27 protein-coding genes are annotated in these 25,238 nt (G+C 62.1%); 15 read left to right on the top strand and 12 right to left on the bottom strand.

What is annotated here, in order from left to right:
• Positions 1-60 precede the first annotated feature (60 nt).
• Positions 61-969, bottom strand: coding sequence for a LysR family transcriptional regulator (locus J5274_RS09295; protein WP_142824489.1), 909 nt, complete (start codon positions 967-969; stop codon positions 61-63).
• A 135-nt stretch (positions 970-1,104) separates the two neighbouring features.
• Between J5274_RS09295 and J5274_RS09290 the strand changes: the two genes are divergently transcribed.
• Positions 1,105-1,983: an NmrA/HSCARG family protein gene (locus tag J5274_RS09290; protein ID WP_142824348.1), complete on the top strand. Its 879-nt coding sequence runs from the start codon at positions 1,105-1,107 to the stop codon at positions 1,981-1,983.
• A 34-nt stretch (positions 1,984-2,017) separates the two neighbouring features.
• Positions 2,018-2,647, top strand: coding sequence for an NAD(P)-dependent oxidoreductase (locus J5274_RS09285; protein ID WP_142829897.1), 630 nt, complete (start codon positions 2,018-2,020; stop codon positions 2,645-2,647).
• A 45-nt stretch (positions 2,648-2,692) separates the two neighbouring features.
• Here J5274_RS09285 and pepT read toward each other — a convergent pair whose 3' ends face one another.
• The gene (gene pepT, locus J5274_RS09280) at positions 2,693-3,925 is read right to left on the bottom strand and encodes a peptidase T (protein WP_142824346.1); all 1,233 of its coding nucleotides are present in this window, start codon (positions 3,923-3,925) and stop codon (positions 2,693-2,695) included.
• Between the two features lie 201 nt (positions 3,926-4,126).
• Here pepT and J5274_RS09275 point away from each other — a divergent pair, with 201 nt between their 5' ends.
• Positions 4,127-5,341: a patatin-like phospholipase family protein gene (locus tag J5274_RS09275; protein WP_224128053.1), complete on the top strand. Its 1,215-nt coding sequence runs from the start codon at positions 4,127-4,129 to the stop codon at positions 5,339-5,341.
• A 165-nt stretch (positions 5,342-5,506) separates the two neighbouring features.
• Positions 5,507-6,037, top strand: coding sequence for a DUF922 domain-containing Zn-dependent protease (locus tag J5274_RS09270; RefSeq protein ID WP_219274947.1), 531 nt, complete (start codon positions 5,507-5,509; stop codon positions 6,035-6,037).
• Here J5274_RS09270 and J5274_RS09265 read toward each other — a convergent pair.
• Together J5274_RS09265 and J5274_RS09260 are read right to left on the bottom strand one after the other, a co-directional pair.
• Complete coding sequence (locus tag J5274_RS09265; protein WP_142824345.1) at positions 6,034-6,369, bottom strand: type II toxin-antitoxin system RelE/ParE family toxin; 336 nt, start codon at positions 6,367-6,369, stop codon at positions 6,034-6,036. The two genes, J5274_RS09270 and J5274_RS09265, sit on opposite strands and share 4 nt — an antisense overlap.
• Entirely contained in the window at positions 6,329-6,631 is a 303-nt protein-coding gene (locus tag J5274_RS09260) for a type II toxin-antitoxin system ParD family antitoxin (protein ID WP_142824344.1), read from the bottom strand. The genes J5274_RS09265 and J5274_RS09260 overlap by 41 nt, the downstream gene beginning before the upstream one ends.
• A 97-nt stretch (positions 6,632-6,728) precedes the next feature.
• Here J5274_RS09260 and J5274_RS09255 point away from each other — a divergent pair, with 97 nt between their 5' ends.
• A complete protein-coding gene (locus tag J5274_RS09255; RefSeq protein ID WP_142824343.1) occupies positions 6,729-8,234 on the top strand; it encodes a YdiU family protein in 1,506 nt (501 codons plus the stop codon).
• 51 nt (positions 8,235-8,285) lie between these two features.
• On the opposite strand, the gene J5274_RS09250 is transcribed toward J5274_RS09255, so the two are convergent.
• On the bottom strand, positions 8,286-9,056 hold the full coding sequence (locus tag J5274_RS09250; RefSeq protein ID WP_224128055.1) for a hypothetical protein: 771 nt from the start codon (positions 9,054-9,056) through the stop codon (positions 8,286-8,288).
• 141 nt (positions 9,057-9,197) lie between these two features.
• Between J5274_RS09250 and J5274_RS09245 the strand changes: the two genes are divergently transcribed.
• Positions 9,198-11,534: a glucose/quinate/shikimate family membrane-bound PQQ-dependent dehydrogenase gene (locus J5274_RS09245; protein ID WP_142824342.1), complete on the top strand. Its 2,337-nt coding sequence runs from the start codon at positions 9,198-9,200 to the stop codon at positions 11,532-11,534.
• Between the two features lie 140 nt (positions 11,535-11,674).
• Positions 11,675-12,193, top strand: coding sequence for a hypothetical protein (locus J5274_RS09240; protein ID WP_142824341.1), 519 nt, complete (start codon positions 11,675-11,677; stop codon positions 12,191-12,193).
• 74 nt (positions 12,194-12,267) lie between these two features.
• On the opposite strand, the gene bla is transcribed toward J5274_RS09240, so the two are convergent.
• The 3 genes from bla to J5274_RS29340 form a co-directional block, all read right to left on the bottom strand.
• Positions 12,268-13,248 carry a class A beta-lactamase gene (gene bla / locus J5274_RS09235; RefSeq protein ID WP_142824340.1) on the bottom strand — a complete coding sequence of 327 codons (981 nt, stop codon included), beginning with the start codon at positions 13,246-13,248 and terminating at the stop codon, positions 12,268-12,270.
• Between the two features lie 168 nt (positions 13,249-13,416).
• Positions 13,417-13,710, bottom strand: coding sequence for a DUF1330 domain-containing protein (locus tag J5274_RS09230; protein ID WP_142824339.1), 294 nt, complete (start codon positions 13,708-13,710; stop codon positions 13,417-13,419).
• 158 nt (positions 13,711-13,868) lie between these two features.
• Positions 13,869-14,195, bottom strand: coding sequence for a DUF3592 domain-containing protein (locus J5274_RS29340; protein ID WP_374113718.1), 327 nt, complete (start codon positions 14,193-14,195; stop codon positions 13,869-13,871).
• 537 nt (positions 14,196-14,732) lie between these two features.
• Between J5274_RS29340 and J5274_RS09225 the strand changes: the two genes are divergently transcribed.
• The 3 genes from J5274_RS09225 to J5274_RS09215 all read left to right on the top strand — a co-directional run bounded on the left by J5274_RS09225 (position 14,733) and on the right by J5274_RS09215 (position 17,400).
• Complete coding sequence (locus tag J5274_RS09225) at positions 14,733-15,929, top strand: GTP-binding protein (protein ID WP_142824338.1); 1,197 nt, start codon at positions 14,733-14,735, stop codon at positions 15,927-15,929.
• 201 nt (positions 15,930-16,130) lie between these two features.
• Positions 16,131-16,844, top strand: coding sequence for a DNA helicase (locus tag J5274_RS09220; protein ID WP_142824337.1), 714 nt, complete (start codon positions 16,131-16,133; stop codon positions 16,842-16,844).
• Between the two features lie 166 nt (positions 16,845-17,010).
• Positions 17,011-17,400, top strand: coding sequence for a DoxX family protein (locus J5274_RS09215; protein ID WP_142824336.1), 390 nt, complete (start codon positions 17,011-17,013; stop codon positions 17,398-17,400).
• A gap of 103 nt (positions 17,401-17,503) precedes the next feature.
• Here J5274_RS09215 and J5274_RS09210 read toward each other — a convergent pair whose 3' ends face one another.
• Positions 17,504-18,253 carry a cation transporter gene (locus J5274_RS09210; protein ID WP_142824335.1) on the bottom strand — a complete coding sequence of 250 codons (750 nt, stop codon included), beginning with the start codon at positions 18,251-18,253 and terminating at the stop codon, positions 17,504-17,506.
• A gap of 98 nt (positions 18,254-18,351) precedes the next feature.
• Between J5274_RS09210 and J5274_RS09205 the strand changes: the two genes are divergently transcribed.
• The 3 genes from J5274_RS09205 to J5274_RS09195 all read left to right on the top strand — a co-directional run bounded on the left by J5274_RS09205 (position 18,352) and on the right by J5274_RS09195 (position 20,404).
• Positions 18,352-18,792 carry a helix-turn-helix domain-containing protein gene (locus J5274_RS09205; RefSeq protein ID WP_142824334.1) on the top strand — a complete coding sequence of 147 codons (441 nt, stop codon included), beginning with the start codon at positions 18,352-18,354 and terminating at the stop codon, positions 18,790-18,792.
• Positions 18,793-19,231: 439 nt separating this feature from the next.
• Positions 19,232-19,720: a GNAT family N-acetyltransferase gene (locus J5274_RS09200; protein WP_142824333.1), complete on the top strand. Its 489-nt coding sequence runs from the start codon at positions 19,232-19,234 to the stop codon at positions 19,718-19,720.
• Positions 19,721-19,858: 138 nt separating this feature from the next.
• Positions 19,859-20,404: a putative glycolipid-binding domain-containing protein gene (locus J5274_RS09195; RefSeq protein WP_224128059.1), complete on the top strand. Its 546-nt coding sequence runs from the start codon at positions 19,859-19,861 to the stop codon at positions 20,402-20,404.
• On the opposite strand, the gene J5274_RS09190 is transcribed toward J5274_RS09195, so the two are convergent.
• Positions 20,374-21,000, bottom strand: coding sequence for a TetR/AcrR family transcriptional regulator (locus J5274_RS09190; protein WP_224128061.1), 627 nt, complete (start codon positions 20,998-21,000; stop codon positions 20,374-20,376). The genes J5274_RS09195 and J5274_RS09190 overlap by 31 nt on opposite strands.
• Positions 21,001-21,118: 118 nt before the next feature.
• Here J5274_RS09190 and J5274_RS09185 point away from each other — a divergent pair, with 118 nt between their 5' ends.
• Together J5274_RS09185 and J5274_RS09180 are read left to right on the top strand one after the other, a co-directional pair.
• Positions 21,119-22,105 (top strand): alpha/beta fold hydrolase, encoded by a 987-nt coding sequence (locus tag J5274_RS09185; protein ID WP_142824331.1) that lies wholly within the window; start codon positions 21,119-21,121, stop codon positions 22,103-22,105.
• A gap of 4 nt (positions 22,106-22,109) precedes the next feature.
• Positions 22,110-23,141: an aldo/keto reductase gene (locus J5274_RS09180; protein WP_142824330.1), complete on the top strand. Its 1,032-nt coding sequence runs from the start codon at positions 22,110-22,112 to the stop codon at positions 23,139-23,141.
• Positions 23,142-23,194: 53 nt separating this feature from the next.
• On the opposite strand, the gene J5274_RS09175 is transcribed toward J5274_RS09180, so the two are convergent.
• Both J5274_RS09175 and J5274_RS09170 read right to left on the bottom strand, forming a co-directional pair.
• Positions 23,195-24,310: a D-alanine--D-alanine ligase family protein gene (locus J5274_RS09175; RefSeq protein WP_142824329.1), complete on the bottom strand. Its 1,116-nt coding sequence runs from the start codon at positions 24,308-24,310 to the stop codon at positions 23,195-23,197.
• Between the two features lie 306 nt (positions 24,311-24,616).
• Positions 24,617-25,219: a superoxide dismutase gene (locus J5274_RS09170; protein ID WP_142824328.1), complete on the bottom strand. Its 603-nt coding sequence runs from the start codon at positions 25,217-25,219 to the stop codon at positions 24,617-24,619.
• Between the last annotated feature and the right edge of the window lie 19 nt (positions 25,220-25,238).

Genomic DNA, 25,238 nt, shown 5'->3' with positions numbered 1-25,238 from the left:
AACGTGGCGCGGTCGTAAAAGGTCTGACTCGCGTCAGGCACAGGCGCCATTGCCAGCATGTCAGCCCGCAAACATCGCTCCCAGCTCTTCAGCTGTGCCGTTCGGGAAGGTGGCATGGAGATGGGCGATGAAGGCGGAGACCTTGCTGCTCAGCAGGCGACGCGAGCTGTAGAGTACCCAGATGGCGGTTTCTGACGGGCTGACACTGCCCCAGGAGACGAGACGGCCACTGGCGAGGTCGCCTGAAATCAGCGACTTTGGCAGCAGTCCGGCGCCGGCGCCGGCCAGCACGGCATCGCGCACCATGATCATAGTCCCGAGCCGAAGGACCGGATCGGGCGCAAAGGTCCGGCCGCCGACCGGATCGACGGTCGTCCAGGCCGCTCGTAGGCCGAACGATTCCAGCACGACGGCGGCAAGCGGTGGCGGCTGCTCGCCCTTGTCCGCCATCGGTGGCAACAGCGTCGGCACGGCTGCAAGCAGAAGGTCGTCGTGGAGGAAGCGGCGGCCTACCAACAACTCATCCGGCGCGGGATTGACCCGGATCGCCACGTCGTACCCCTCTTCGACCATGTCGACATCGCGGTCTTCCGCCGTTACCTCCAGCCGGACCTCCGGATAGGCTTTGGCAAAGCCGGCAGCGATCCGGCCCATCGCCATATGCGAAAACAATACCGGCGCGCTGACCCGCAGGCGGCCCCGCGGCTGCGCCGAGCCGTTGCTGACCTCGTCGGCAGCCTCGGATATTTCCGCAAGCAGCCCACCGGTCTTTTCGTGCAGACGACGACCCTCGTCGGTCAGCCGCAGGGTCTTGGCTCCCCGTTCGAACAGCCGCACGCCAAGGCCCAGTTCCAGCTCGGCAACCCGCCGCGACAGCGTCGCCTTCGGCCGGCCGCTTGCCCGGCTGGCAAGCCCAAAACCGCCATGGGCGGCGACGAGATTAAAATCCGCAATCGCAAGCAGGTCCATCGGCATCGTTCCATCAGTGAGACACCCCATCTATATTCTCGGACTACTTGCATGGCAATGGATCGATTAACTTCAGGTCGACATCACGGCGGCGCACTCACGCGACCGGCGATGATCTCGAAAAGGAGTATGAGCATGACGATCTTTGTTGTTGGAAGCACCGGAAACATCGGCAGGCAGGTAGTGGCTGGATTGGCCGCCAGAGGCGCGGATGTGCATGCGCTGGCCCGCGATCCGGCAAAGGCGAAATTCCCGGCCGGCGTAACTGTCATCAAGGGTGACCTGACGGATATCGATACGATGCGCGCCGCGCTGGCAGGCGTCTCGACGCTGTTTCTGCTCAACGCAGTGACGCCGGACGAAGTCACGCAGGCACTGATCACCCTCAACCTTGCCCGCGATGCCGGCATCGAGCGGATCGTCTACCTCTCGGTTATTCACAGCGACCTCTATACCAACGTGCCGCATTTCACCGGCAAATTCACCGTCGAGCGAATGATCGAGCAATTCGACATGGCGGCCACCATCCTGCGTCCGGCCTATTTCATCGACAATGACGGGCAACAGAAGACGGCGCTGATCGAGCACGGCGTCTACGGCATGCCGATTGGCAGTCGTGGCCTGTCGATGGTGGCGACCCGCGATATCGCCGATCTGGCGGTCATCGAACTACTGCGCCGCGAGCGCGCCCCAGATCCGCTACCGCGCACGACAGTCAACGTCGTCGGCCCGGACAGCCTGACGGGCGAGCGGGTCGCGGCGATCTGGTCGGATGTACTTGGCAAGCCGATTGCCTATGGTGGCGACGATACCGGAGCGTTCGAAGCGATGTTGAAGCAATTTTCGCCAAGCTGGGCCGCCTACGATCTCGCCCTGATGGCCCGCCGCTTTCAAAGCGACGGCATGATCCCTGACGCCGGCGACGTCGAACGGTTGGAGGCCATGCTCGGCCGGCCGCTGACATCCTATCGTGCCTTTGCAACCGAGACAGCCGCTGTCTGGGCAAAGGCCTGAGCAAGCTGCAGCACCCCATCAAGGAGTTGATCCCATGAAAATTCTCGTCGTCGGCGCCACCGGGGGAACCGGCCAGGCCATCGTTCGTACCGCACAAGCGCAGGGCCACAGCGTCGTCGCCCTGGTGCGCTCAAGACAGAAGGCAGCGCAGCTTGAAGGAGTGGTGCTCTTCGACGGCGATGCCCGCGATGAGGCAGCGCATTTTGCCGCACTCGACGGCTGCGACGGGGTGATCAGCGCACTCGGCACCGGCATCGGGCCAGTCAAGGAAATCACGCTGCTGTCGCAATCGACAGCAGCGCTGATCGCGGCGATGAAACGCCGCGGCGTGCGGCGTCTTGTCTGCATCACCGGCATGGGTGCCGGCGACAGCAAGGGTCACGGCGGCTTCGTCTATGACCGGCTGATCCAGCCGATCCTGCTGAGAAAGGTCTATCAGGACAAGGACCGGCAGGAAGCCGTGATCCGCGAGAGCGGCCTCGACTGGGTGATCCTCCGGCCGGCCGTGCTCAACGACAAGCAGGAAGCGCAGACGGTGCGGGCACTGACCGATCTGTCCGGTTTCCACGGCGGATCGATTTCACGGCAAAGCGTGGCGACGTTCGCTGTGGCACAATTGACGGAGGATCGGTGGTTGCGAAAGGCGCCGGTGATTTTCGCTTAGCGACGGCAGCAGATTTGCGCGCCTCTGGCCCCACGCCGTATTGCCCTACGCCCGCTCCTCCCAGACCCGGGCCAGTTCCACCAACGTCTTCACCGCTTTTTCCATGTCCTGCCGGCTCACCCATTCCAAGGGTGAGTGGAAGGCGTGGCCGCCGGCGAAGATGTTGGGGCATGGGAGGCCCATGAAGGACAGGCGGGAGCCGTCGGTGCCGCCGCGGATGCTGCCGCGTACCGGCTCCATGCCGGCCCGGCGGATCGCTTCGACGGCGTTTTCCATGATCTCGGGGTGGCGATCGAGCACCTGCTTCATGTTGCGGTATTGCTGCTTGACCGTGAACGTGTGGGTCGAGCCCGGATAGTCTCTCATGACGTTTTCAACCCGGGTTTTCAGCATCTCTTCCTTGGCAGCAAGGCCGGCATCGTCGAAATCGCGGACGATCAGGCTGATGGTCGCTTTTTCCATCGAACCGGTGACGGCAACGGGGTGGACGAAGCCATTCCTGCCCGATGTTGTCTCCGGTGCCTGGTCCTTCGGCAGGCCGGCCACGATGGCGCTGGCGATCTTGATGGCGTTTTCCATGCGCCCCTTGGCAAAACCCGGATGGATGGCAACGCCGGCAATGGTGATCTCGACGCCATCGGCGGAGAAGGTCTCGTCCTCGATATGGCCGGCGGTCTCGCCATCCACCGTGTAGGCGAAGGCGGCTCCGAGCTTTTCGAGATCGACCTTGTCGGCGCCCCGGCCGACTTCCTCGTCGGGCGTGAACAGCAGCTTGATCGTGCCGTGGCGGATGTCGGGGTTGTCGATCAGCGTCTGCGCCGCCGTCATGATTTCAGCTAGCCCCGCCTTGTCGTCGGCGCCGAGCAGCGTTGTACCGTCTGTCGTGATGATGTCGTTGCCGATCTGGTCGGCCAGCGCCTTGTGCTCGCTGACGCGGATAACGCGCGCGGGATCGCCGACGAGCGTGATATCGCCGCCCTGGTAGTTCTCGATCAGCTGCGGCTTGACGTCGGTGCCTGTAAAATCCGGTGCGGTATCCATGTGCGAGCAGAAGCAGATGACCGGCACATCCTTGTCGGTGTTGGCAGGCACCGTCGCGTAGACATAGCCGTGCTCGTCGAGATGGGCATCCTCAATGCCCATGGCCAGCAGTTCCGTCACCAGCAGTCGACCGAGCGTCTTCTGCTTTTCGGTGGTCGGCTGGGTCGAGGAACTTGCGTCCGACTGGGTGTCGATGACGACGTATCGGAGGAAGCGGTCGGTGACGGTATCGGTCATGGGATCCAGTCCAGTGAATGTTTTCGGGCTGGAACATAACCTGCGTCGTCGGCGCGGTGAATGCGTTTTTCGCCTCTCCCAAGGCGGTTTATGGAAATCCCCGGTTTATTACGGAAATGTTGAGATACCGCGCCAACATAACGGGGCCGCTTCGCCGCGCTAGTCATCAAGCTTGACGTCGATTGCGGCGGAGGCAGGGGATTGCAGGGATTGGCATCGCAATCGGCACAGCGCCGGATAAGGTTCGGACAGGCGTGCATTCTTGCACTCGCCTGCCTGGCGATGCTCACCGGCTGCGTCGGCAACGCGCGCGTCACCTATGTCAGGCAAGACGCGGTGCAGGCGCAGGTGGCGGGGTTCAACAATATCCGCACCTATCTCGATGCCAGTCCGACCGAGCTTGCCGGCGTGAAAGGCTGGGAGCCGCCGGCGACGGCAAAGAAGCTGAATTACCTTGTTATTTCAGGCGGCGGATCGGGCGGCGCCTTCAGCGTCGGCGTGCTCGATGCCTGGACGAAGCTTGGGACACGGCCGAAATTCGACATCGTCAGCGGCGTCAGCACCGGCGCCCTGATCGCGCCTTTCGCCTTCCTCGGATCGTCCTACGACCCGCCGCTGGTCAAACTCTATACCAGCGGTGTCGCCAGCGACCTGGTGGACCGGCGCTGGCTGCCCAACGCCATACTCGGCAAAAGCCTGCTGAAGCAGGAGCCGCTGCGACGCATGGTCGAGGAATACATCACGGCGGATGTCATGCGGGCCGTAGCCACGGAGCATAAGGCCGGCCGGCGACTGCTGGTGCTGACGTCGAACCTCGATTCGCAGCGTCCGGTGGTCTGGAACATGGGGGCGATTGCGGCCAGTGGCCAGCCGGATGCCCTGAAGCTGTTCCAGGATGTGCTGATCGCCTCGGCCAGCGTGCCGGGTGTCTATCCCGCCGTGATGATCAAGACCCATGTCGGCAACCGCTCTTTTCAGGAAATGCACTCGGATGGCGGCTCGGCATCGCAGGTGCTGACGATCCCCGATGCCGTGCTTGCCGAAGCCGACGGCCATCCGCCCAAAAAGCCCCGCGATTTCAACGTCTATGTGCTGATCAACAATGCGCTGATGCCGGAATTTTCAAATACGGCCGACAGCACGTTGCCGATCATGGCGCGCGCCTATGCGATGCTGATAAAATCGCAGACGCGGGCCTCGGTGATGGCTTTTTATGAATACGCCATGCGGACGGGTATCAATTTTCACCTGGCCTCGATCGACAGGCAATATGCCTATAGCATGTCGGACCCGTTCAACGCGACCTACATGCGGTCGATCTTCAAACTCGGCTCTTCCGAGATGCTCGCCGGCGAACTGTGGAAGCAGAAACCGATATTCTCGGTAGAGCAGCCGACCGTCGTGGCGACAAACTAGCGGATGGCATCAGCTGGCTGACCCGATCCACGATTCCGCTTGATCGAAGCCGGGATTTGCGGCCTGTAGGCACCGACCTCGAAATGCGACGGAGCAAGTTTGGTGAGAGCAGGCATTCTGACGGGCATCTGGGCCCTGGCCCTGACGCTGGTACCCATCGCCGCGATGGCGGACTGGCAGGCCGTCGAGACGACAAGGCCCTATGCGATCTCCGGCAAGACGACGCCCGAGCTTTACGCCTCGATCGGCGCTCGAGGCCCGGAGTTGGGCGGCAGCCGCGTGATCGCGCATACGACGTTCAAGCTGACCTGGACACGCAACTACCAGCCACAGGCGTCGTCCTGCGTGCTGGTCTCGGCCGTACCGAAGCTGACGATCATCTACACGTTGCCAAAACCGTCTTCGCCTCTGCCGCCCGACGTCAATGCCAAATGGCAGACCTTCATTGCCGGCGTCGCCGCGCACGAAAAGGTGCATGGCGGCTTCATTCGCGACATGGTGCACGAGATCGAGACGACCAGCATCGGCTTTACCGTCGCCAACGATCCCGACTGCCGCAAGATCCGCGTCGAGCTTACGAAGCGCCTGGGAGAGATCTCCGCCCGCGAACGCCAGCGCAACCGCGATTTCGACAAGATGGAAATGGGCCAGGGCGGCAAGATGCAGCAGCTGATCCTGGCGCTGGTGAACGATTAGGCGGGACCCTCGGGGTCCGGGCGGCGGTCCGTGAACAAGGTCTCGTAGTCGCGCCCCCCGGAGACGATGTTGGTGATCCAGACGATATCTGCCTCGACGCGGTAGAGGATGACGACGCGCCGTTCGAAGACTGCCATCCGGATACCGGCACCGAGGTCTTCGCGCAGTACTCCCGCGTTCGGGGCGTGTCCTATCCGTTCGCATCGGGCATAGAGACGGTCGATATATGCGCGTGCCGTCTCGATATTCTGGCTTCGATCGAGAATGTAAGCGGCAATGTCGAGCAAATCCTCATCGGCCTGAGGGCGGTATCTGACAATCAGGCGATCCATAAATCACCGGACTTTCGAAGAACGCCTCGATGTGCGCCTTGACTTCCTCCCCCGTCAAATCGGGTCGTGGATCGTCGATCGAAGCCTGGACCCGGGCGCGGAGGGAAGCGATGCGCGCGGCGTAATCTTCGTCCTGCTCGACAAGCGCCTTTATCGCCGCTTGGACCAAGTCGCTGGCCGAACCATAGGTCCCGGCCTCGACCCGCGCATTGATGGCCTCGACCATCTCGGCGGGAAGCGTGATGCTGAGTTTCTGGTTCATGGCTGGAGCGCCTTCCGATTGAGACGTTAACGTAAGACCAAACAGCGGGCCGAACAAGCGCCTTGCAGCCGCCTGGGCGGCGCCCTACCTTTCCCTCATGAGCTCATCCATTCAAGACAGCGCGGCGCCTGCTGCAACATTTCCGTTCGACAACAGCTACGCAAGGCTGCCGGAGCACTTTTTTGCGCGGCAGCTGCCGTCAGCGGCGGCGGCGCCTTTGTTGCTGATGCTGAACGAGCCGCTGGCTATCGAGCTCGGGCTCGATGTGGCGGCGTTGCAGCGGGACGGTGCCGAGATCTTTTCCGGCAACATCGTGCCTGATGGCGCCGATCCGCTGGCTATGGCCTATGCGGCGCACCAGTTCGGCGGCTTCGTGCCGCAGCTCGGCGACGGGCGGGCGATCCTGCTCGGCGAGGTCATCGACATCAATGGCAGACGCCGCGACATACAGTTGAAGGGTGCCGGCCAGACGCCTTTTTCGCGGCGTGGCGATGGACGTGCTGCACTCGGACCGGCCCTGCGCGAATATGTGGTCAGCGAGGCCATGCATGCGCTCGGCCTGCCGACCACGAGGGCCTTGGCACTGGTATCCACCGGCCAGCCGGTCTACCGCGAGACGGCATTGCCAGGCGCTGTTTTCACCCGGGTGGCCGGAAGTCATGTCCGCGTCGGCACGTTCCAGTTCTTTGCCGCGCGCGGCGATGTAGACGGCACGCGGGCGCTGGCGGATTACGTCATCGAGCGGCATTATCCCCTTGTGCGTGACAGCATACGGCCCTATCTGGCGCTGTTCGAGGCGATCATCGAGCGGCAGGCGGCGCTGATTGCCGGCTGGCTGAGGGTTGGGTTCATCCATGGGGTGATGAATACCGACAACATGACGATCTCTGGCGAGACCATCGATTTCGGCCCCTGCGCCTTCATGGATACCTACGATCCGGCCACGGTCTTCTCGTCGATCGATAGCAATGGCCGGTATGCCTATGCCAACCAGTCGGCCATCGGCCAATGGAACCTGGCGCGGCTCGGCGAGACGATGCTGCCCCTGTTCGATGACGACCCGGATACGGCGGTGGAACTTGCCAACGACGTCATCAAGGGATTCGGCCCTCGTTTCCAGGCCCATTGGCTTGACGGCATGGGCCGCAAGATCGGCCTCTCCGCCGAGGAAGATGGCGATCTGGATCTCATTCAGGCGTTGCTGGCCCTGATGCAGGCGGAGAAAGCCGACTTCACGCTCACCTTTCGCCGGCTTGCTGCTGTCGCCGAGGACGACGCCGCCACCGCGGCGTTTGCGGCAACATTCGAGAACCCGGATGCTGCCCTGCCCTGGCTCCACCGCTGGCGGGAGCGCCTCTCACGCGATCCGCAGACGGCTGCACAGCGTGCCAAGGCCATGCGCTCGGTCAATCCCGCCTTCATCCCGCGCAACCACCGAATAGAGCAGGCAATCGTCGCTGCCGTAGAGGAAGGCGACCTCTCCTTGTTTCATGCGCTGCTGGATGTGCTCGCGAAGCCCTACGAGGACCAGCCTGACTTCGCAGCCTACGCCGAGCCACCGAAGCCGGCAGAGCGGGTTATGCAGACGTTCTGTGGGACCTGAGGTAGGGGCAGAGGACCGTCAAACGCACTGGCCCCCTGCTTGCTTGAGCGCCTACATACCGAATTTTGTGAAAGTAATTGCGGGATAGACGTCCGGCATGGCGCTTCTCATAAGGTCGCGCTCGGCGGATGTGGCTTCCATTCCCACCACACGGGGATCGCTGCGCGTTCCTGTCAGCCGAACATACCCCGCGTCAACAATCTGACCCTGGCCAATCGTGATTGCGCTCTCACCTCCAAAAGGAGCGACATAGCTCAATGCTCGACCGAAGACGCCATCGGTGTCACCTCCCGCTTCGATGGTCATGTCTCCATAGCTGCAATTTGCGTACGTAATGGCGTAGCGACCAGGCTCCACGGGCACGAACCATCTCTCATATCTTTGTGCGGTCGCGGCGAACAACTGACCGAGAGACAGTTTGTTTGGATTTGGCAACCGATACGCGGCCGCAGAACTGACGGACACAGGCGGCTCCGTTTCGTCCGGCTTACCCGCCTTGATCTTCCGTAGAGTGATGTAACCGCCACAATTCACATCGCCCAACAACGGGGAATCGATCAATCGGACGAGAAGGAGAGAGCCCTTTTGTTTCTTTTTTGCGAGAATCTGGGCCGATCCTTGCTGTTGCTGGGCGGCAACCTTGGCTGGGTCGGGAGTCCCAGCGCAACCGGCCAAAAACCCGAGACCCACCCATAGGCCAACAGTTCTTAATCGCATCTCCGGGTTCTCTTTCTCTGTAAGCGCCAATTTCCGACACGTTTTCGCATAAAGACCTCTGGCACATGACGTGCCGATTTCAAACAGGTGGACAGCAAAATACATAGCCAGGCTACCTTATTTTGATTGTGGCTATTGAAAGGCACGGATGACACGCTATCTGCGTCGCTGACAGGGCCGGCTTTCGGCCCCACATGCCGTGCGCGCTCTCCGGCGGCGCGGCTCCCTCTCAGCGGAGATTGCTCGATGGCGGTCACGATTACCTCCCTTCTTTTCATTTTGATCGGGCTTGCGCTCGGTGGCGGCGGAGGCTGGCTGGTTGCCCTTGGCGGCAGTCCCTTCTACCTGTTTGCCGGTGTGATGTTCATCGTCACCGGCGTCCTGCTGTGGATGCGCCGTTCGTCCGCTCTCTGGGTCTATGCCGTCCTCGTTCTGGCAGCACTTGGCTGGGCGGTCTGGGAAGTCGGCTTCGACTGGTGGCAACTCGGGCCGCGCGGCGGACTGATCATCGTGCTTGGCCTCTGGCTGCTGACACCCTGGATCCGGAAGCCGCTTGGCTTCCGCAGCCCAACCGGCCATACCTATGGCGCCAACCCCTGGCCTCTTGCCATTCCGGTCATTATCGCCGTGCTCGTCGCCGGCTATTCGATGACCACAGATCCGCATGATCTGGCAGGCAGCCTGCCGACAGAAGTTGCCGCCACGGCTCCGACGGGTGGCGACATGCCCGATGGCGAATGGCACCAGTACGGCCGCACGCCATACGGCCAGCGCTACTCTCCGCTTGCCCAGATCACGCCGGCCAATGTCGCCGACCTGAAGCTCGCCTGGCAGTACCAGACCGGCGATGTGAAGCGCCCGGACGACGTCGGCGAAACCACCTATCAGGTGACGCCACTGAAAGTCGGCGACAGCCTCTATCTCTGCACGCCGCACAATCTGGCCATCGCGCTGGATGCCGCCTCGGGCAAGGAGAAATGGCGCTACGACCCCAATTCCGGCATGAACCCGAACCGCCAGCACCAGACCTGCCGCGGCGTCAGCTATTATCACGACGTGGCCGCCCAGCCCGGCTCGGCCTGCGCCGAGCGCGTCTACCTGCCGACCTCGGATGCCCGCCTGATCGCGCTGGATGCCGCCAACGGCAAGGTCTGCGAGACGTTCGCCAACAAGGGTACGCTCGATCTCGGCCAGGGCATGAAGTACAATCCGGCCGGCTACTACTACTCGACTTCGCCGCCTGTCGTCGCCAAGGGCATGATCATCGTCGGTGGTGCCGTCAACGACAACTACTCGACGCAGGAGCCATCCGGCGTCATCCGCGCGTTCGACATCAACACCGGCGCCCTGGTGTGGAATTTCGACAGCGGCAATCCTGACGTGACGACGCCCCTGCCTGCCGGCCAGACCTACACCACGAACTCTCCGAACAGCTGGTCGGTCTCCAGCGCCGACGAAGCCCTCGGCCTCATCTACGTGCCGCTCGGCAACAAGGTGCCGGACCAGCTCGGCATGGGCCGCAGCCCGAGCGTCGAGAAGTTCTCGTCGTCGATCGCAGCCCTCGATCTTGCCACCGGCCAGGTCAAATGGGTCCAGCAGTTCGTCCACCACGACCTCTGGGACATGGACGTGCCGGCTCAACCGTCGCTGATCGATATCACCCAGAAGGATGGCACCACCGTTCCGGCGCTCGTCGGCGCGACCAAGCAGGGCGATATCTACGTGCTCGACCGGCGCACCGGCGCGCCCGTCATCCCGTTCAAGGAGATCCCTGCTCCGGGCGGCACGATCCCCGAGGATCATGCATCGCCGACGCAGCCGATTTCCGACCTGACGTTCAGCCCGCCGCCACTGCAGGAGAAGGACATGTGGGGGGTCTCGCTGTTCGACCAGCTCGCCTGCCGCATCAAGTTCCACGAACTGCGCTATGAAGGCCGCTATACGCCGCCATCGCTGCAGGGATCGCTGATCTATCCCGGCAACTTCGGTACCTTTAACTGGGGCAGCGTTGCCGTCGATCCGGAACGCCAGGTGATGTTCGGCATGCCGACCTACCTCGCCTTCACCTCGCAGCTCGTTCCGGCCAGCCAGATCCCGCCGAAGGGTCAGGACCAGAAAGGCAGCGAACAGGGTCTCAACCGCAACGACGGCGCGCCTTACGGCGTCTTCATGGGTCCGTTCCTCGGCCCGCTGAAGATCCCCTGCCAGGCTCCGCCATGGGGCTATGTCGCCGGCGTCGACCTGAAGACCGGCAAGACCGTCTACAAGCACAAGAACGGCACGACGCGCGACATGACGCCACTGCCGCTGGCCTTCAATGTCGGCGTTCCCGGCATCGGCGGCCCGATGATTACCAAGGGTGGCGTCGTGTTCATGGGAGCAGCGGTTGACAACTATATCCGCGGCTACGACCTGACCACCGGCAAGGTGCTCTGGAAGGGCCGCCTTCCCGCCGGCGGCCAGTCGACGCCGATGACCTACACGGCAGGCGACAACAAGCAGTATGTGCTGATCGTCGCCGGGGGCCATGGATCCATCGGCACCAAGCCCGGCGACTACGTCATGGCCTATACGCTGCCATAACGCAGGCGTCGCTATCGCCAGAAATCATCGACTCCTCGTTGGCAACGACGGGGAGTTTTTTGTGGCGGGACGCCCTGAGCCACAAGGCCCGGACAGGTTTGCCGTGGCAGGGTGGACATCAGATTTCAGGAGATACGATCATGAAGGTACACAGCAGCCAAAGCAGTTACAGTGCGCCGCTCCTCAGCCAGTCCTATACGGACTCCGACGACGACACGCCCTTCGTGTTGCCCGACGACGAAGACAGCAGCGAGAAGAAGACCGCACCGTCAATCAGCAGCGCCGGCGTTGCCAACTCGATTTCATCCTTCTTCTGGCAGAGCCAGTCGGGCGGATCGACCACCGATGCGACCACTGCGGCAACCGCCGACGGCACGGATGCGACGGACAGCGGCAGCGCTGCCGGTTCTGACGATGACGACGATATCCTGTCGCAGTTCTCCAGATGGGCGGACATGACGCCGGCGGACAAGATCCGCTCGCAATATCTGGAACAGCAGAACATGACGGAAGAGCAGTTCTCGCAACTGCCGGCCGACCAGCAGAAGGCCATCAACGACCAGATCGCCAGCCAGATAAAGCAGCAGGCAGGCGCCAGCACGTCCGCTGCAGGCGAGGACGAAAGCGACGGCGGAAGCGCTGCGGTTTCACTCGGCTGATTGCCGCATTCATCAGGTGAAGTCGCTACGGGAGAGATTCGCATCTCTCCCGTAGCGCTTTGAATTTACAGTACTTACTGCTCTTCGGCCGAACTGCCCACCATGCCGGCGACCATTTTTCCGATCTCCGCAAACACGGCGTTGATCTCGGCCGTCGGTGCCGTTGCATCAGCGATGTAGGCGGCCACCAGGATGGGGCCGCGCTCGGGCGGCCAGACGATGGCGATGTCTGCGGCCATGCCTTGAGCCCCGGTGCCGGTCTTGTCGCCTACCTTCCATTCCGCCGGCAGGCCGGCGCGCAGGCGATCCTTGCCCGTGGTGGCAGCGACCAGCCAGCCCGTCAGCATCGTACTCGAGGCATCCGACAGCGTGTTGCCGAGGGTCAAGAGGCCGAGCGTGTCGAGCATCGCATCCGGTGTCGTGGTGTCGCGCGGATCGTCCTTCTTCGCCTCGTTCAATTCCGGCTCGCGGCGGTCCAGGCGGGTTTCGGTATCGCCGGTCGTGCGCAGCCAGTCGGTGAGCGCCGCCGGGCCGCCGAAGCTGTCGAGGAGAAGATTGGCGGCAGTGTTGTCGCTGACGGTGATTGCCGCCTCGCACAATTCCGCAATGGTCATGCCATCGGTGCCCGCGTGCTTTTCAGCGACCGGCGAATAGGCAACGAGCGCCTCCTTGCCGAAGCTGACGCGGCGATCGAGCTTTTCCTTGCCCTGGTCGACACGGGCAAGCACGAAGCCTGCCGCAAGCGCCTTCCAGGTGCTGAACATCGGAAAGCGTTCCGTCTCGCGGTTGCCGAGCGAGATATTGGTTTCGGTGTCGAGAACGGCGACGCCAAGCCGGCCGCCGGTGCGCTTTTCGAGCGCTGCAAGCTGGGCGCCGGCATCCTCCTCGGTCTTGTCGGAGGGCGGCGCCGGCTGTTCCGGCACGGGGGGCGTCGGGTCTTGCGGCACGACGGGCGGCGGGGTTGTTTGCGCCATCAATTGCTGCGGCAGCAGGGCCGCCATGGGGCCGAGAATAGCCGAGCCCAGAAGCAGGCGACGGGTGATGGATGCAGGCATGCTTTACTCCGAAAGGTTCGTATTCCCCCACCTAACGAGGGAATATGGCGCGGGTCTGGCGCAGGTGGCGCACGGGTGGACGTAGTTTTCCCAAGCACCCGCCCCGCTACGCAAATTTCAACGGTTGCCAAAAGGCGAACATCAGGGACACCCGCCCGTCGTCACCGATCAACCGGCGACGCCTTCGACGACGAAGACGCGATAATCGGCACCCTTGAAGCGGTGCTGGACGGCTTCCTGGTAGAGCGGGCTGTCGTACCAGTCCTGCGCCGCCTCCATGGTCGGAAACTCGAGGATGACGGACCCGTCGACTGCATCGCCCTCCAGCGTCTTCACCGCCCCGTAGAAGGCCAGCGGCTTCATCTCACGCCCCTCAGCCGCCCGCGGCGCCATCTTGCCATAAGTCGCGAATTCTTCCGGATCGGTAATCCGGTCGCGCACGAAAACCACATAAGCACTCATTTTTCCGTCCTTTCGCTCCTAGTCGCTAACTCCCCATCTATGGCAGATCATCCCGATGGCGATGGGTCAAGCGACGGAATTTTGATGGGAGGGGTAAGCGGGTGCGATAGGTCTTGCGAGGTGTGCGGGTGGTTTTGGGGGAGGCAAAGGAGAGTCGGCTACGGCGCTTGAACAAGCTCTTCCAATGTACATTTGGAAGAATTATTCGGGTCTACCAAGAGCCGAATTTGGTGTCCGCAAGGATAATCTGCCAAGCTGTTTCCTTTCGTCGCCAGGTTCCGGGCGTAGGCGTTCGACCCGTTGAAAAGAAATGCAACATCGACAAAAACATCGCTTGAGTCACCAATGAGCCGGGTGCGAGACGCGGTAACCGTAGCCATCGTCGGACGCCAATGACGCGTCTTTCTCAAAGTCCAGCGCCTGTCCAAAGCTATGAGCAATGCCACTGCACAAACTATGACTGCAGCAATGAAATTAAACCGCATCCATACTCCCGCCGCCAGTTATTGGTACTCAAGCTTTACAATTTTTGCGCAACGTTATCAACGTCACGCTTGAAGAGAAGCCGAATGTCCGCGTCAGACAAGAGCTTCTTTGACCCTCGAGTAAACACATTAGCGCCTGAATTCCAATACGAGCCAAAGCGGCCCCTCAACCCGATGCCTGAGACGAGTACAGAGTTCAACGCGCATTCCGCAGTATCAACGTCAGCCCATGTAGATCAGCACATCAACCCGCGCGGCCAGTCAAACCCGCAGGCATTTGACCGAACGAGCGAATAGCCGTGGTTATACTGTCTGTGACCTAGTCCAGCATGTTGAATACCACTTCCGATTGTTATGATATCGTACGGTCGATCTCTGCGAGGGCTGAAAGACCTACGGGTCGTGGGCTTCGAATTGCTCTACCGCCGGACAGTCATTGGCGCCAAACCGCGAGACGACCCCTCCTCCCACCGGAACGTGCTTGACAAAATTCCAGGCAAAATTATTGTAATGTTATAACGTGTATTGGGGTTAGCAATGAATTCGAGACTTCCTGTTACCGTCCTGTCCGGCTTCCTTGGTGCCGGCAAGACCACTTTGCTCAATCATATCCTCGGAAACCGTGAGGGAATGCGGGTTGCGGTGATCGTCAACGACATGAGCGAGGTCAACATCGATGCGGCGCTGGTGCGGGATGGAGGTGCCAATCTTTCGCGTACCGATGAGCAACTGGTTGAGATGACCAACGGCTGCATCTGCTGCACACTACGCGACGACCTGCTGAAAGAGGTTCGCCAGCTCGCCGAGCAAGGTCGCTTTGACTATCTGCTTATCGAATCCACCGGCATTGCCGAGCCGCTGCCGGTTGCCACGACTTTTGAATTCCGCGACGAAGCCGGCGAAAGCCTCTCCGATATCGCCAGGCTCGACACGATGGTGACCGTCGTCGACGCTGCCAACCTGCTCAAGGATTATGGATCTTCCGATTTCCTCGCCGATAGGGGCGAAACGGCGGGCGAGGAAGATAATCGGACGATTGTCGACCTGCTGGTCGAGCAGATCGAATTTGCCGACGTGGTCGTCCTCAACAAGGTCGGCAGCGCAACGGAGGCGCAGCGCGATGCTGCGAGGAAGATCATCGTCGGGCTCAATCCGGATGCACGCCTGATCGAGGCGGATTTCGGTGCGGTTGCTCCCGGCGACGTTCTTGGAACCGGCCTGTTCAACATCGAAAAAGCCGAGACGAACCCGCTCTGGTTCAAGGAGCTTCATGGCTTCAAAGACCATATTCCGGAAACTGCGGAATATGGCATCCGCTCCTTCGTCTATCGCGAAAAGCGCCCCTTCGACCCCGCAAGACTGCGCGCATTTCTGGATCGCCCATGGCCGGGCGTCGTGCGCTCGAAAGGATTCTTCTGGCTGGCGACGCGTACGAACCATGTGGGCGAACTCAGCCAGGCGGGTGCCATGGTTCGAACCGCGAACATGGGTCTCTGGTGGGCATCGCTGCCACGCGAGCGCTGGCCGCAGGATGCGGAAACCGTGCGGCTGATGGAAACCTATATAGACCCGGTCTGGGGCGATCGCCGGCAGGAAATCGTCTTCATCGGCGCCGATCCGATGGACGAAGTCTGGATCAGGCAGCAGCTCGATGCCTGCCTGATACAAGCCGATGCCTTCACGCCCGAAAGCTGGCGCGATCTTCCCGACCCGTTCGAGCCATGGGCGGGCTGAGTTGGCCGAGCCTGAGATCAGCCGCATTTGCGCTTGCCGCGACTCACGGCGGTGGCTAGTCTTTGGATCAGGCTAGGCCCACGCCTCCCCCCTCCATTCGGGGAAGCATCATACATGCAGGGTGACAAACGTTCATCGAACCATCTGTTCGGGCATCGCATGCGGAGGGGTTGCGTTTTCGGCTCGTGATGGAGGTTACGCATGAAACTTTCTGCACCCATATTCCAACTGAAACGGCGGGCAAAGCTGATGGCCCGGAGCTCTGGCGTTCCGCTCAACCAGGCGCTGGACCAGATCGCCCGCGACGAGGGGTTTGCCCGATGGAGCATGCTGTCTTCGCGCATGGCCGTCAGGTCGTTGTCGGAAACGATATTGTCGAGGCTCGAGAACGGCGACCTGCTGCTGGTGGCGGGGCGACCGGGGCACGGCAAGACCAGCCTCGGGCTGCAGCTTCTGGTCGATGCCATCAGCGACGACAGAAGGGCGGTGTTTTTCACGCTCGAAATGACGGAGCAGCAGGTGCGCAAGCATATCGGCGTGCTCGAAAAGGACGATCGCACCGATTGCGACAGGCTGGAGGTCGTCACGTCCGACGATATCAGCGCGGATTACGTCATCCGGCATCTGGCGGGGTCCAGGCCTGGAACGATCGCGATCATCGACTACCTGCAGATCCTCGACCAGAGCCGCCAAAAACCCGTGCTCTCCGAGCAGATCGCCGCACTGGGCAGTTTTGCGAAGGAGACAGGCATCGTCCTCGGCTTCATCTCGCAGATCGACCGTTCGTTCGATGCCGAGAGCCGGCGCCTGCCGGATATCTCCGATATCCGCCTTCCCAACCTCGTCGACCTCGGCCTCTTCACCAAGGCATGCTTCCTGCACAATGGCGAGGCGCAGCTGCAGGCCGTGGCCTAGTCCTCGGGTCGGGCCCGAGGATGACGATCCTGGGGGCCGAACCTGTGAACAGTCTGTCGCCGCCGGTCGGCTTGGCGGCGGCAGAGTGTCGCGCTATGGGGTTTTTTTCAAGAGTATCGGCGGACGCTGCTCATCAACCGACAAAGCCCAACCACCGGAGAAGATTATGAAACAGCAACTATCCTCCGCCCAGCCCTACGTGCTCAGCCTCCTGCGCATCGTCTTTGGCCTGGTCATCTTTTCGTTCGGCACTGCCAAGATCTTCCATTTCCACGCCGGCGTCTTCATGCCGCCGGAGGGCTCGCTGCCATGGGTCGCGGGGCTGATCGAGCTTATCCTCGGCTTCCTGTTCCTGATCGGCTTCCAGACACGGATCGTAGCCTTCGTGCTCAGCGGCGAAATGGCGGCTGCCTACTTCATCGCCCATTTCCCGAAGAGCTTCTTCCCGACCGAAAACGGCGGCTATGCTGCCGTCGTCTTCTGCTTCCTGTTCCTCTACTTCGTGACATCGGGCCCAGGCCCTGTCAGCGTCGACGCAAAGCTGCGCCAGGAATAGTCGACGTTATTCGAAAGCTGCACACACGGATCAGCCCATTGCACGCAAATGCAATGGGCTGATTTCGTTTGGGGAATTGGCTAAATCCGGGACATCCGCAGCCTCAATGGCTGTGTGCGGCTGCCGGCTTGTGGTCGTGGCTATCGCCGGCGGCGTGGTCGTGAGAGCAGCAGCCCCCATGATTGTGGCCGGCATGGTCGTGACCTTCGTGATCATGGGTGTCAGCGACACCGCCGGTTCCGGCTGCTTTCCATTCGCGCCAGGAGTGGCTGAGGATCTGCACCGAAGAGGTCAGGAACAGGCCTGCCATGACGGCCGCGACCGCGAGATCCGGCCAGGCTGTGTTGGTGCCCCAGACGCCGAGAGCTGCTGCCATGACCACGACATTGCCGATGGCATCGTTGCGCGAGCAGAGCCAGACGGAGCGCACGTTGGCATCGCCATCCTTGTAGTTGACCAGCAGCACGACGGTTGCAAGGTTGGCAAGCAGCGCCAGGAAGCCGATGATGCCCATGACCGGCGCTTCCGGCACGCCGACCACGAAGACCCGGTAGATGGTGGCCGCGCAGACGAACAGGCCCATCAGGAACAGGCTGATGCCCTTGCCCGCCGCCGCCATGGTGCGGATCCGGGGAGACGCGCCGATGACGGCCAGCGAGATGCCGTAGGTGACGGAATCGGCAAAGAAATCCAGTGCGTCCGCCTGCAGCGCCTGGGACCGGGCCAATTGGCCGGCGACCATCTCGACGAAGAACATGATGCCGTTGAGCGCGATGACGATCCACAGGCGCGTCTTGTAGGTATCCGACATGCCGTCGAAGGGACCGTGGGTGTGGCCGCAGGAAGCGCTCATGATGTCACCTTTCTTATCGGGCTGATTTTGTTGCCAGAACCTGTGTGACATCCTATCTAATCCCTCTAGCGACTAGAGGAACAAGAGGAAATTTCGCCATGCTGTCGATCGGGACATTGTCGAAGCGCGCCGGCGTCAAGGTGCCGACCATCCGCTACTACGAGCAGGTCGGGCTGCTCGACGCGCCCGAGCGCAGCGACAGCAACCAGCGGCGCTACGGCGAGACCGATGTGGAGCGGCTGGCTTTTATCCGCCACGGCCGCGATCTCGGCCTGACAGTCGAGGCGATCCGCGGGCTGATCACCCTCAGCCAGCATCCGGAAAGGCCCTGCCGCGATGCCGACCAGATCGCCCGCGAGCACCTTGCCGACGTCCGCGAAAAGATCGCCCGCCTGAAGAAGCTGGAAAACGAACTGGAACGCATCGTCTCCCACTGCAACGGCCACAGCATAGAAGACTGCTACGTCATCCGAGCCCTCTCCGACCACGGTCTTTGCGAGACGGATCATGTTGGTGGAGGGCATGTGTTTAGTGAGTAGTGAGTAGTGAGTAGGCAGTAGGCAGTAGGCAGTAGTCAGTAGGCAGTAGGCAGTCGCTATTTCTAACAGAGTGTTGAATCAAGTCCCCATCAATATCTAACGGCAACTTGAATGCGCTATTGCCTATGACCGCTGATCTCACAATTTCTGCTACTTATATTCAAAGCGCCTACCTAATGATCAAATCCTACTGCCTACTGCCTAACGCCTACTGCCTCTACTCACCAATCACTGCTCACTAATCACCACCTCCCTTGACATCCCCCCCATTTCAGATCATCTCTTTTCCCATGATCACGCACGCGCTCATCACCCGCTCGTACTTTTGGCTGTACCTCTAGAAGGGCGGCCGGCAGATCATTTTTGTCAACAAGCCGCCGTCAGGCGGCTTTGTTGTATGCGACAGCGTCCTGACGGCACTCCACACAGGACGCAGACCATGCTCGAAGACAGTGAAATATCTCTGCTGAGACCTCCGGTGCTGACTATCCGTGCCGCCAGGCGCGAGGACTTGCCAGACCTCAACGCGATGATCACCCTGCTGGCAGCCCATCACGGCGATGCGGCCGCGACGACGCCGGAGCAGCTGGAACGCGATCTCTTCGGCCCCCTGCCGTGGATCACGGCGCTGGTTGCCGATTCAGCCGAAGGCCTCCTCGGCTATGCCATCCTCGTGCCGCTCTACAGGGCGCAGGAAGGCCAGCGCGGCATGGACCTGCATCATCTCTTCGTGCGCGACGGCCATCGCGGCCACGGCATCGGCCAGCATCTCGTCGACCGCGCCCGCGAGACCGCCCGCAAGGCCGGTTGCCGCTACCTCTCGGTCAGCGCCGCCACCGGCAACGTCGCTGCCCACCGCTTCTACGAACAGCTGGACTTCACTCCCCGCCCGGTCACCGGCATGCGCTACCTGCAGGCGCTCGGCTGAGGGATCAGCGATGGGCCTGGGGAATCCTCGCGATCTCGTCCGGGAGGCATCCCACCGGCGGTGCGACCGCCTGCAAGACGCAGGCTTGAAGCGGTGAACCCGTCGGCCATAGTGCGAATCTACATGGGAGATAGGGCGATGTTGCGGGTGGTGCGGTGGACGGACTGGGACGGCAAGGGGCTCGAGCATCTCTTCGTTGCCGATGACGAAACGCGGATTGCGGCCCGGAGCCTGGTGATCGGCGAGCGCGACGGTCACCGCTTCGGTCTTTCCTACCAACTGACCCTCGATCCCCGGTGGCGCGTACGCGAAGTCAGCATGCAGATAGTCGACGGTCCGGCGCTGCACCTGGTGTCGGACGGACACGGGCGCTGGAGCGGTGCCGATGGCATGGAGCTTGCCGGGCTTTCAGGCTGCATCGACGTCGACATCGCGGCCACGCCGTTTACCAACACCCTGCCCATCCGCAGGCTCGACCTCGCTGTCGGTGAGACCGGAACGATCAAAGTCGCCTATGTCTCCGTGCCCGACCTCGCTGTGAAAGCGGTCGAGCAGCGCTATACGAGGCTTGGCGAGAAGCGTTTCCGCTACGATGGCCTGTCCACCGGCTTCAGCGTCGAAATCGAGGTCGATGGCGACGGCATCGTCGGCGACTATCCGGGCGTGTTTCGGCGCGCGCCATAGCGCAGTCCGTCGGACAGCAGGGCCACCATCCGGCGTGCATGGTCCGGATCATTATCCTGTGAGGACATGCACAGACGCGCGACAGCGCCCAGCAATTCCTCTGCGTCGACATCCGTGCGCGCTTCACCGGCAGCTGCCGCGGCCTCCAGAAGGTTTCGCAACGCGGGCTGCAGTCTCTGCTGGAAATAGCCCGGGAGGGTCTCGAACGTCGGATCGCCGGAGTGCAGCGCCGAGGCGAGACCGCGCTTGGTGGCAATGAAGCCCGCATAGCGCTGCATCCAATGTGCCAGGGCCTCGCCAGGCGCGTGTTCTGCGGCAAGTGTTGCGGCAGCCTCGGCACAGGCATCCACCTCATGCCGGAAGACAGCCGCCACCAGATCGGCGCGCTGTGGAAAGTGTCGATACAACGTGCCGACGCCGACGCCCGCCCTGGTCGCGATTTCGCGGACCGGAGCATCGACGCCGGAACTGGAAAATACCGCCATTGCTGCCTTCAACAGGCCGTCGAGATTGCGCTGGGCATCGGCGCGCACACGGCGATCCGGACGTTCCGTTTCGTCCGCCCCCGCCGGTTTGTCATTCGTTTCATCGCGCACAGTCATACCCACTTGCAAAACGGAACGTTGTTCCGTATAAAACGGAACACTGATCCGTTTAATTAAGTTAGCACGGACCGGCAGAATTGGCCACCAAAGGATACTGAAGCACATGCCAATGAACGATCCAGCAGGGACGATCCCCATCAACGAGGCCAGCGCGGTTGTCTCCATCTGCCCGGTTGTCCTGCCCGCGCCGGGTCGGGCCGTTGATCTGCAGATGCGTATCTCTGCTCCCGTTACCGGAACCTCCCTTCCGATCATCCTTCTGTCGCACGGGCACGGAAGGTCGAACCATCTTTCCTCGATGAACGGCTATGGTCCGCTGGTCCATTTCTGGGCGGCGCACGGCTTCGTCGTCATCCAACCCACCCATCTCAGTTCGAAGACGCTGAGCCATATCGTCGGCAGCGATCCCGACGCCCCGCTGTTCTGGAGATCGCGCGTCGAGGACATGATATTTATCCTCGACCAGCTGGAGTTGATCGAAGCCTGCGTTCCGGAACTCCGCGGTCGCCTGGATCGCAGCCGGGTCGCCGTTGCCGGCCACTCGATGGGCGGGCATACGGCATCGATGCTGCTGGGCGCGCAGCTGACGGATGAGCATGACGGCACGGCGGTCAATCTTGCGGATCCGCGCATCAGCGCCGGCGTGCTGCTGGCGGCACCCGGCAATGGCGGGGCCGACCTCAGCGCTGCTGCGGCCGAGAGGTACTCCTTCTTCACGACATTCCGCTTCGACCATATGACAACACCGGCACTGGTCATCGCCGGTGACCGGGACGTTTCACCGCATCTCACGGTGCGGGGCGCCGACTGGCATGCCGATCCCTACACTCTCAGCCCCGGCCCCAAGAGCCTGCTGACGCTGTTTGGCGGCGAACATGGGCTCGGCGGCATTGCCGGCTACGATGCGGCCGAAACGACCGACGAAGATCCGGCCCGCGTCGCATTGGTGCAACGGATGAGCTGGGCGTATCTGCGCACCGCGCTTTACCCTGGGGACGATGCCTGGCCGACCGCCTGCGCTGCATTGGCCGATAGCGCGGAACCGCTGGGTCGGGTCGAGAGCAAGCAGTCCCGCTCCAAAACCACAAAAGGATAAGATCATGCAATATAGAAATCTCGGAAAAACCGGCATCAAGGTCAGCCCCTACTGCCTGGGCGCGATGATGTTCGGCGCCATGGGCAACCCGGACCATGAGGACGGCGTTCGCATGATCCACAAAGCGCTGGATGTCGGTATAAATTTCATCGACACCGCAGATTACTACAGCCATGGCGAATCCGAGGAGATTGTCGGCCAAGCCCTGAAGGGACGCCGCGACACTGTGGTGCTCGCTACCAAGGCGCACCTGCCAATGGGGGCGGACCCGAACAGCCAAGGCAACTCCAGGCGGTGGATCACCCGCGCCGTGGACGACTCATTGCGCCGACTGCAAACCGATTACATAGACCTGCTCTACATCCACCGGCCGTCACCCGATACCGACATCGAGGAAACGCTCGCGGTCCTTACCGACCTGATGCGAGCCGGCAAGCTGCGCGCCATCGGTTCATCGACCTTCCCCGTCTCCGAGATCGTCGAAGCGCAATGGGTTGCCGACCGACGCTGCTCTGCACGCTTCCGCGCCGAGCAGCCTCCCTACTCCATTCTCCACCGCAGCATAGAACGCGAAGTGCTGCCGACCTGTGAAAAATACGGGATGGGCGCTGTGGTCTGGAGCCCGCTGGCAATGGGCATGCTGGCCGGCCGTTACCGCAAGGGCCAGCCGCTGCCCGAGAGTTTACGCGTCACCCATTTCCCAAAGCAGATGTCCGACCAGCGCAAGCTCGATGTCATCGAGCAACTCATCACCGTTGCAGACGTCGCAGGCCTGTCGCTGATGCACATGGCAATGGCCTTCGCTATTGCCCATCCCGGCGTTACGTCCGCCATCCTCGGACCACGGACAATGGATCAACTGGACGGACTGCTTGCCGGCGCCGAGGTCAGGCTCAGTGACGAGGTCCTCGACAGGATCGACGAGATCGTCTCACCGGGAACCGAGGTCGGAACCCTCGATGCAGCATACAATCCGCCTGCGATCACAGACGCAAGACTGCGCCGCCGGGTAGCCGGCGAAAGGTCCGCCGCCTGACACTGCCGGACGTCGGCGACGGATTTCCAGTGCCGACGTCTATCTGTGCCGCCTCAGGCCGCAGCCACCTCGCTTTTGGCCGAGGCTGCTTTGTCAGACCGCCGCGCGCTATCGCGGCGCAGCGCGTGGGCGATCAGGCGATCGATGAGTTCGGTGTTGTCGATACCGCTGGCGGCGAAGGCTTTTGGATACATGCTGATGTTGGTGAAGCCGGGGATGGTGTTGACTTCGTTGATGGTGACCGTCCCATCGACCTTCAGGAAGACGTCGACACGGGCCATGCCCTCGCAGCCGAGCGCCAGAAAGGCGCGGCGGGCGATTTCGCGGATGCTTGCGGCCACCTGGTCCGGCAGATCGGCGGGTACTTTGACGACGGCGCCGTCGGCATCGATGTACTTGGCGTCGTAGCTGTAGAAGCCGTGCTTTTCGGCCGGCACGATCTCGCCGGGAAGCGAGACGACCAGCGAACCGTCGGCATCCTCCAGCACCGCGCATTCGATCTCGCGGCCGTCGACGAAGGTTTCCACCAGCACCTTGTCGTCATGACGGAAGGCGTCGCTGAGGACCCCGGTGAACTCGTCGGACGTCCGTGCCCTGCCGACGCCGACCGACGATCCCTGCCGGGCCGGTTTAACGAAGACGGGTAGCCCGAGCGTCGTCGAGATCGTCTCGAACGACGCCGGGTCGCCGCGCCGCAGCGTCACCGAGGGGGCAACCGCAAGCCCGGCATCCGCAAGCAGCCGCTTGGCGATGTCCTTGTCCAGCGCCGCGACCGAGCCGAGAATACCGCAGCCGACATAGGCGACATCGGCGACCTCGCAGTGCCCCTGCACCGAGCCGTCCTCGCCGAACAGGCCATGCAGCACCGGAAACACCACAGAGACCGGGGGCAACTCATAGGCCGCGCCCGCCGGCGGCATCGCCATCATCCGTCCGCGGCCGCCCGGCAGCAGGCAGACGCCGGTGCCGGTCGCCGGCACGGCCGAAGGCATCGTCGCGCCGTCCCAGTCGATCAACAGCCATTCGCCGCTGCGGGTGACGGCGATGGGGACGATCTCGTAGCGGGAGCGATCCATGGCGCCGACCACATTGGCGGCGGACATGAGCGAAACCTCGTGCTCGGAGGAACGTCCCCCAAAAAGGACTGCGATTCTCGGCTTGCTGGACATGCGGTGGCGATCCCCCGTGCGTGTATTGGCCGCGACGTTTCGCGCCCAGGCAGACGGTTGGCACAACCGGTCCGCCGGCCTGCAAGGTTAAATTGAACTGCGCCTGATTTATGGCGGTCCACGCGAGGGGGATTTTTGTGGATTGGCGGCTGAGTTGGATGGGGCAAGAGGCCATCTTGCGCGTGGGGCGGCGCGCCCCTCTGTCGACGATGCCGACATCTCTCCCGCAAGGGGAGATTGGCGGAGGCCGGCCAAAATAGAAAAAAGCCCGGCGCGGGGCCGGGCTTTCTGGGTGGTGCGCTAGACTTACTTGGTTGCCGTTTCGTACATTTCCAGCACGTGATCCCAGTTGATCAGGCTGTCGATGAATGCCTCGAGATATTTCGGGCGGGCGTTGCGGTAGTCGATGTAATAGGAGTGTTCCCAGACGTCGACGCCGAGGATCGGGCTTGCGCCGTGGACTAGCGGGTTTTCGCCGTTCGGTGTCTTGGAGATTTCGAGCTTGCCGTTCTTGACGGAGAGCCAGGCCCAGCCGGAGCCGAACTGCGTGGTGCCTGCGGCTGCGAAATCGGCCTTGAACTTGTCATAGCCGCCGAGATCGGAGGCGAAGGCTGTTTCCAGCTTGCCGGGCAGCTTGTTGCCGCCGCCGCCCTTCTTCATCCACTTCCAGAAATGGATGTGGTTGTAGTGCTGGGCAGCGTTGTTGAAGAGACCGGCATTGGTGCCGAACGACTTCTTGACGACCTCTTCGACCGACAGATCGCTCATGCCGGCTTCGGCGGCGAGCTTGTTGCCGTTGTCGACATAGGCCTTGTGATGCTTGTCGTGGTGAAACTCGAGGGTTTCCTTCGACATGAAGGGGGAAAGCGCATCGTAGTCATAGGGAAGTTCAGGCAATTCGAAAGCCATGGTCTTGTTCTCCTGTTGG

This window comes from Rhizobium sp. L51/94 (assembly GCF_019355555.1).
GTDB lineage: Bacteria > Pseudomonadota > Alphaproteobacteria > Rhizobiales > Rhizobiaceae > Rhizobium > Rhizobium rhododendri.
Note: the sequence above shows the minus strand (reverse complement) of the source record. Positions and strands in the feature narration are given on the sequence as shown.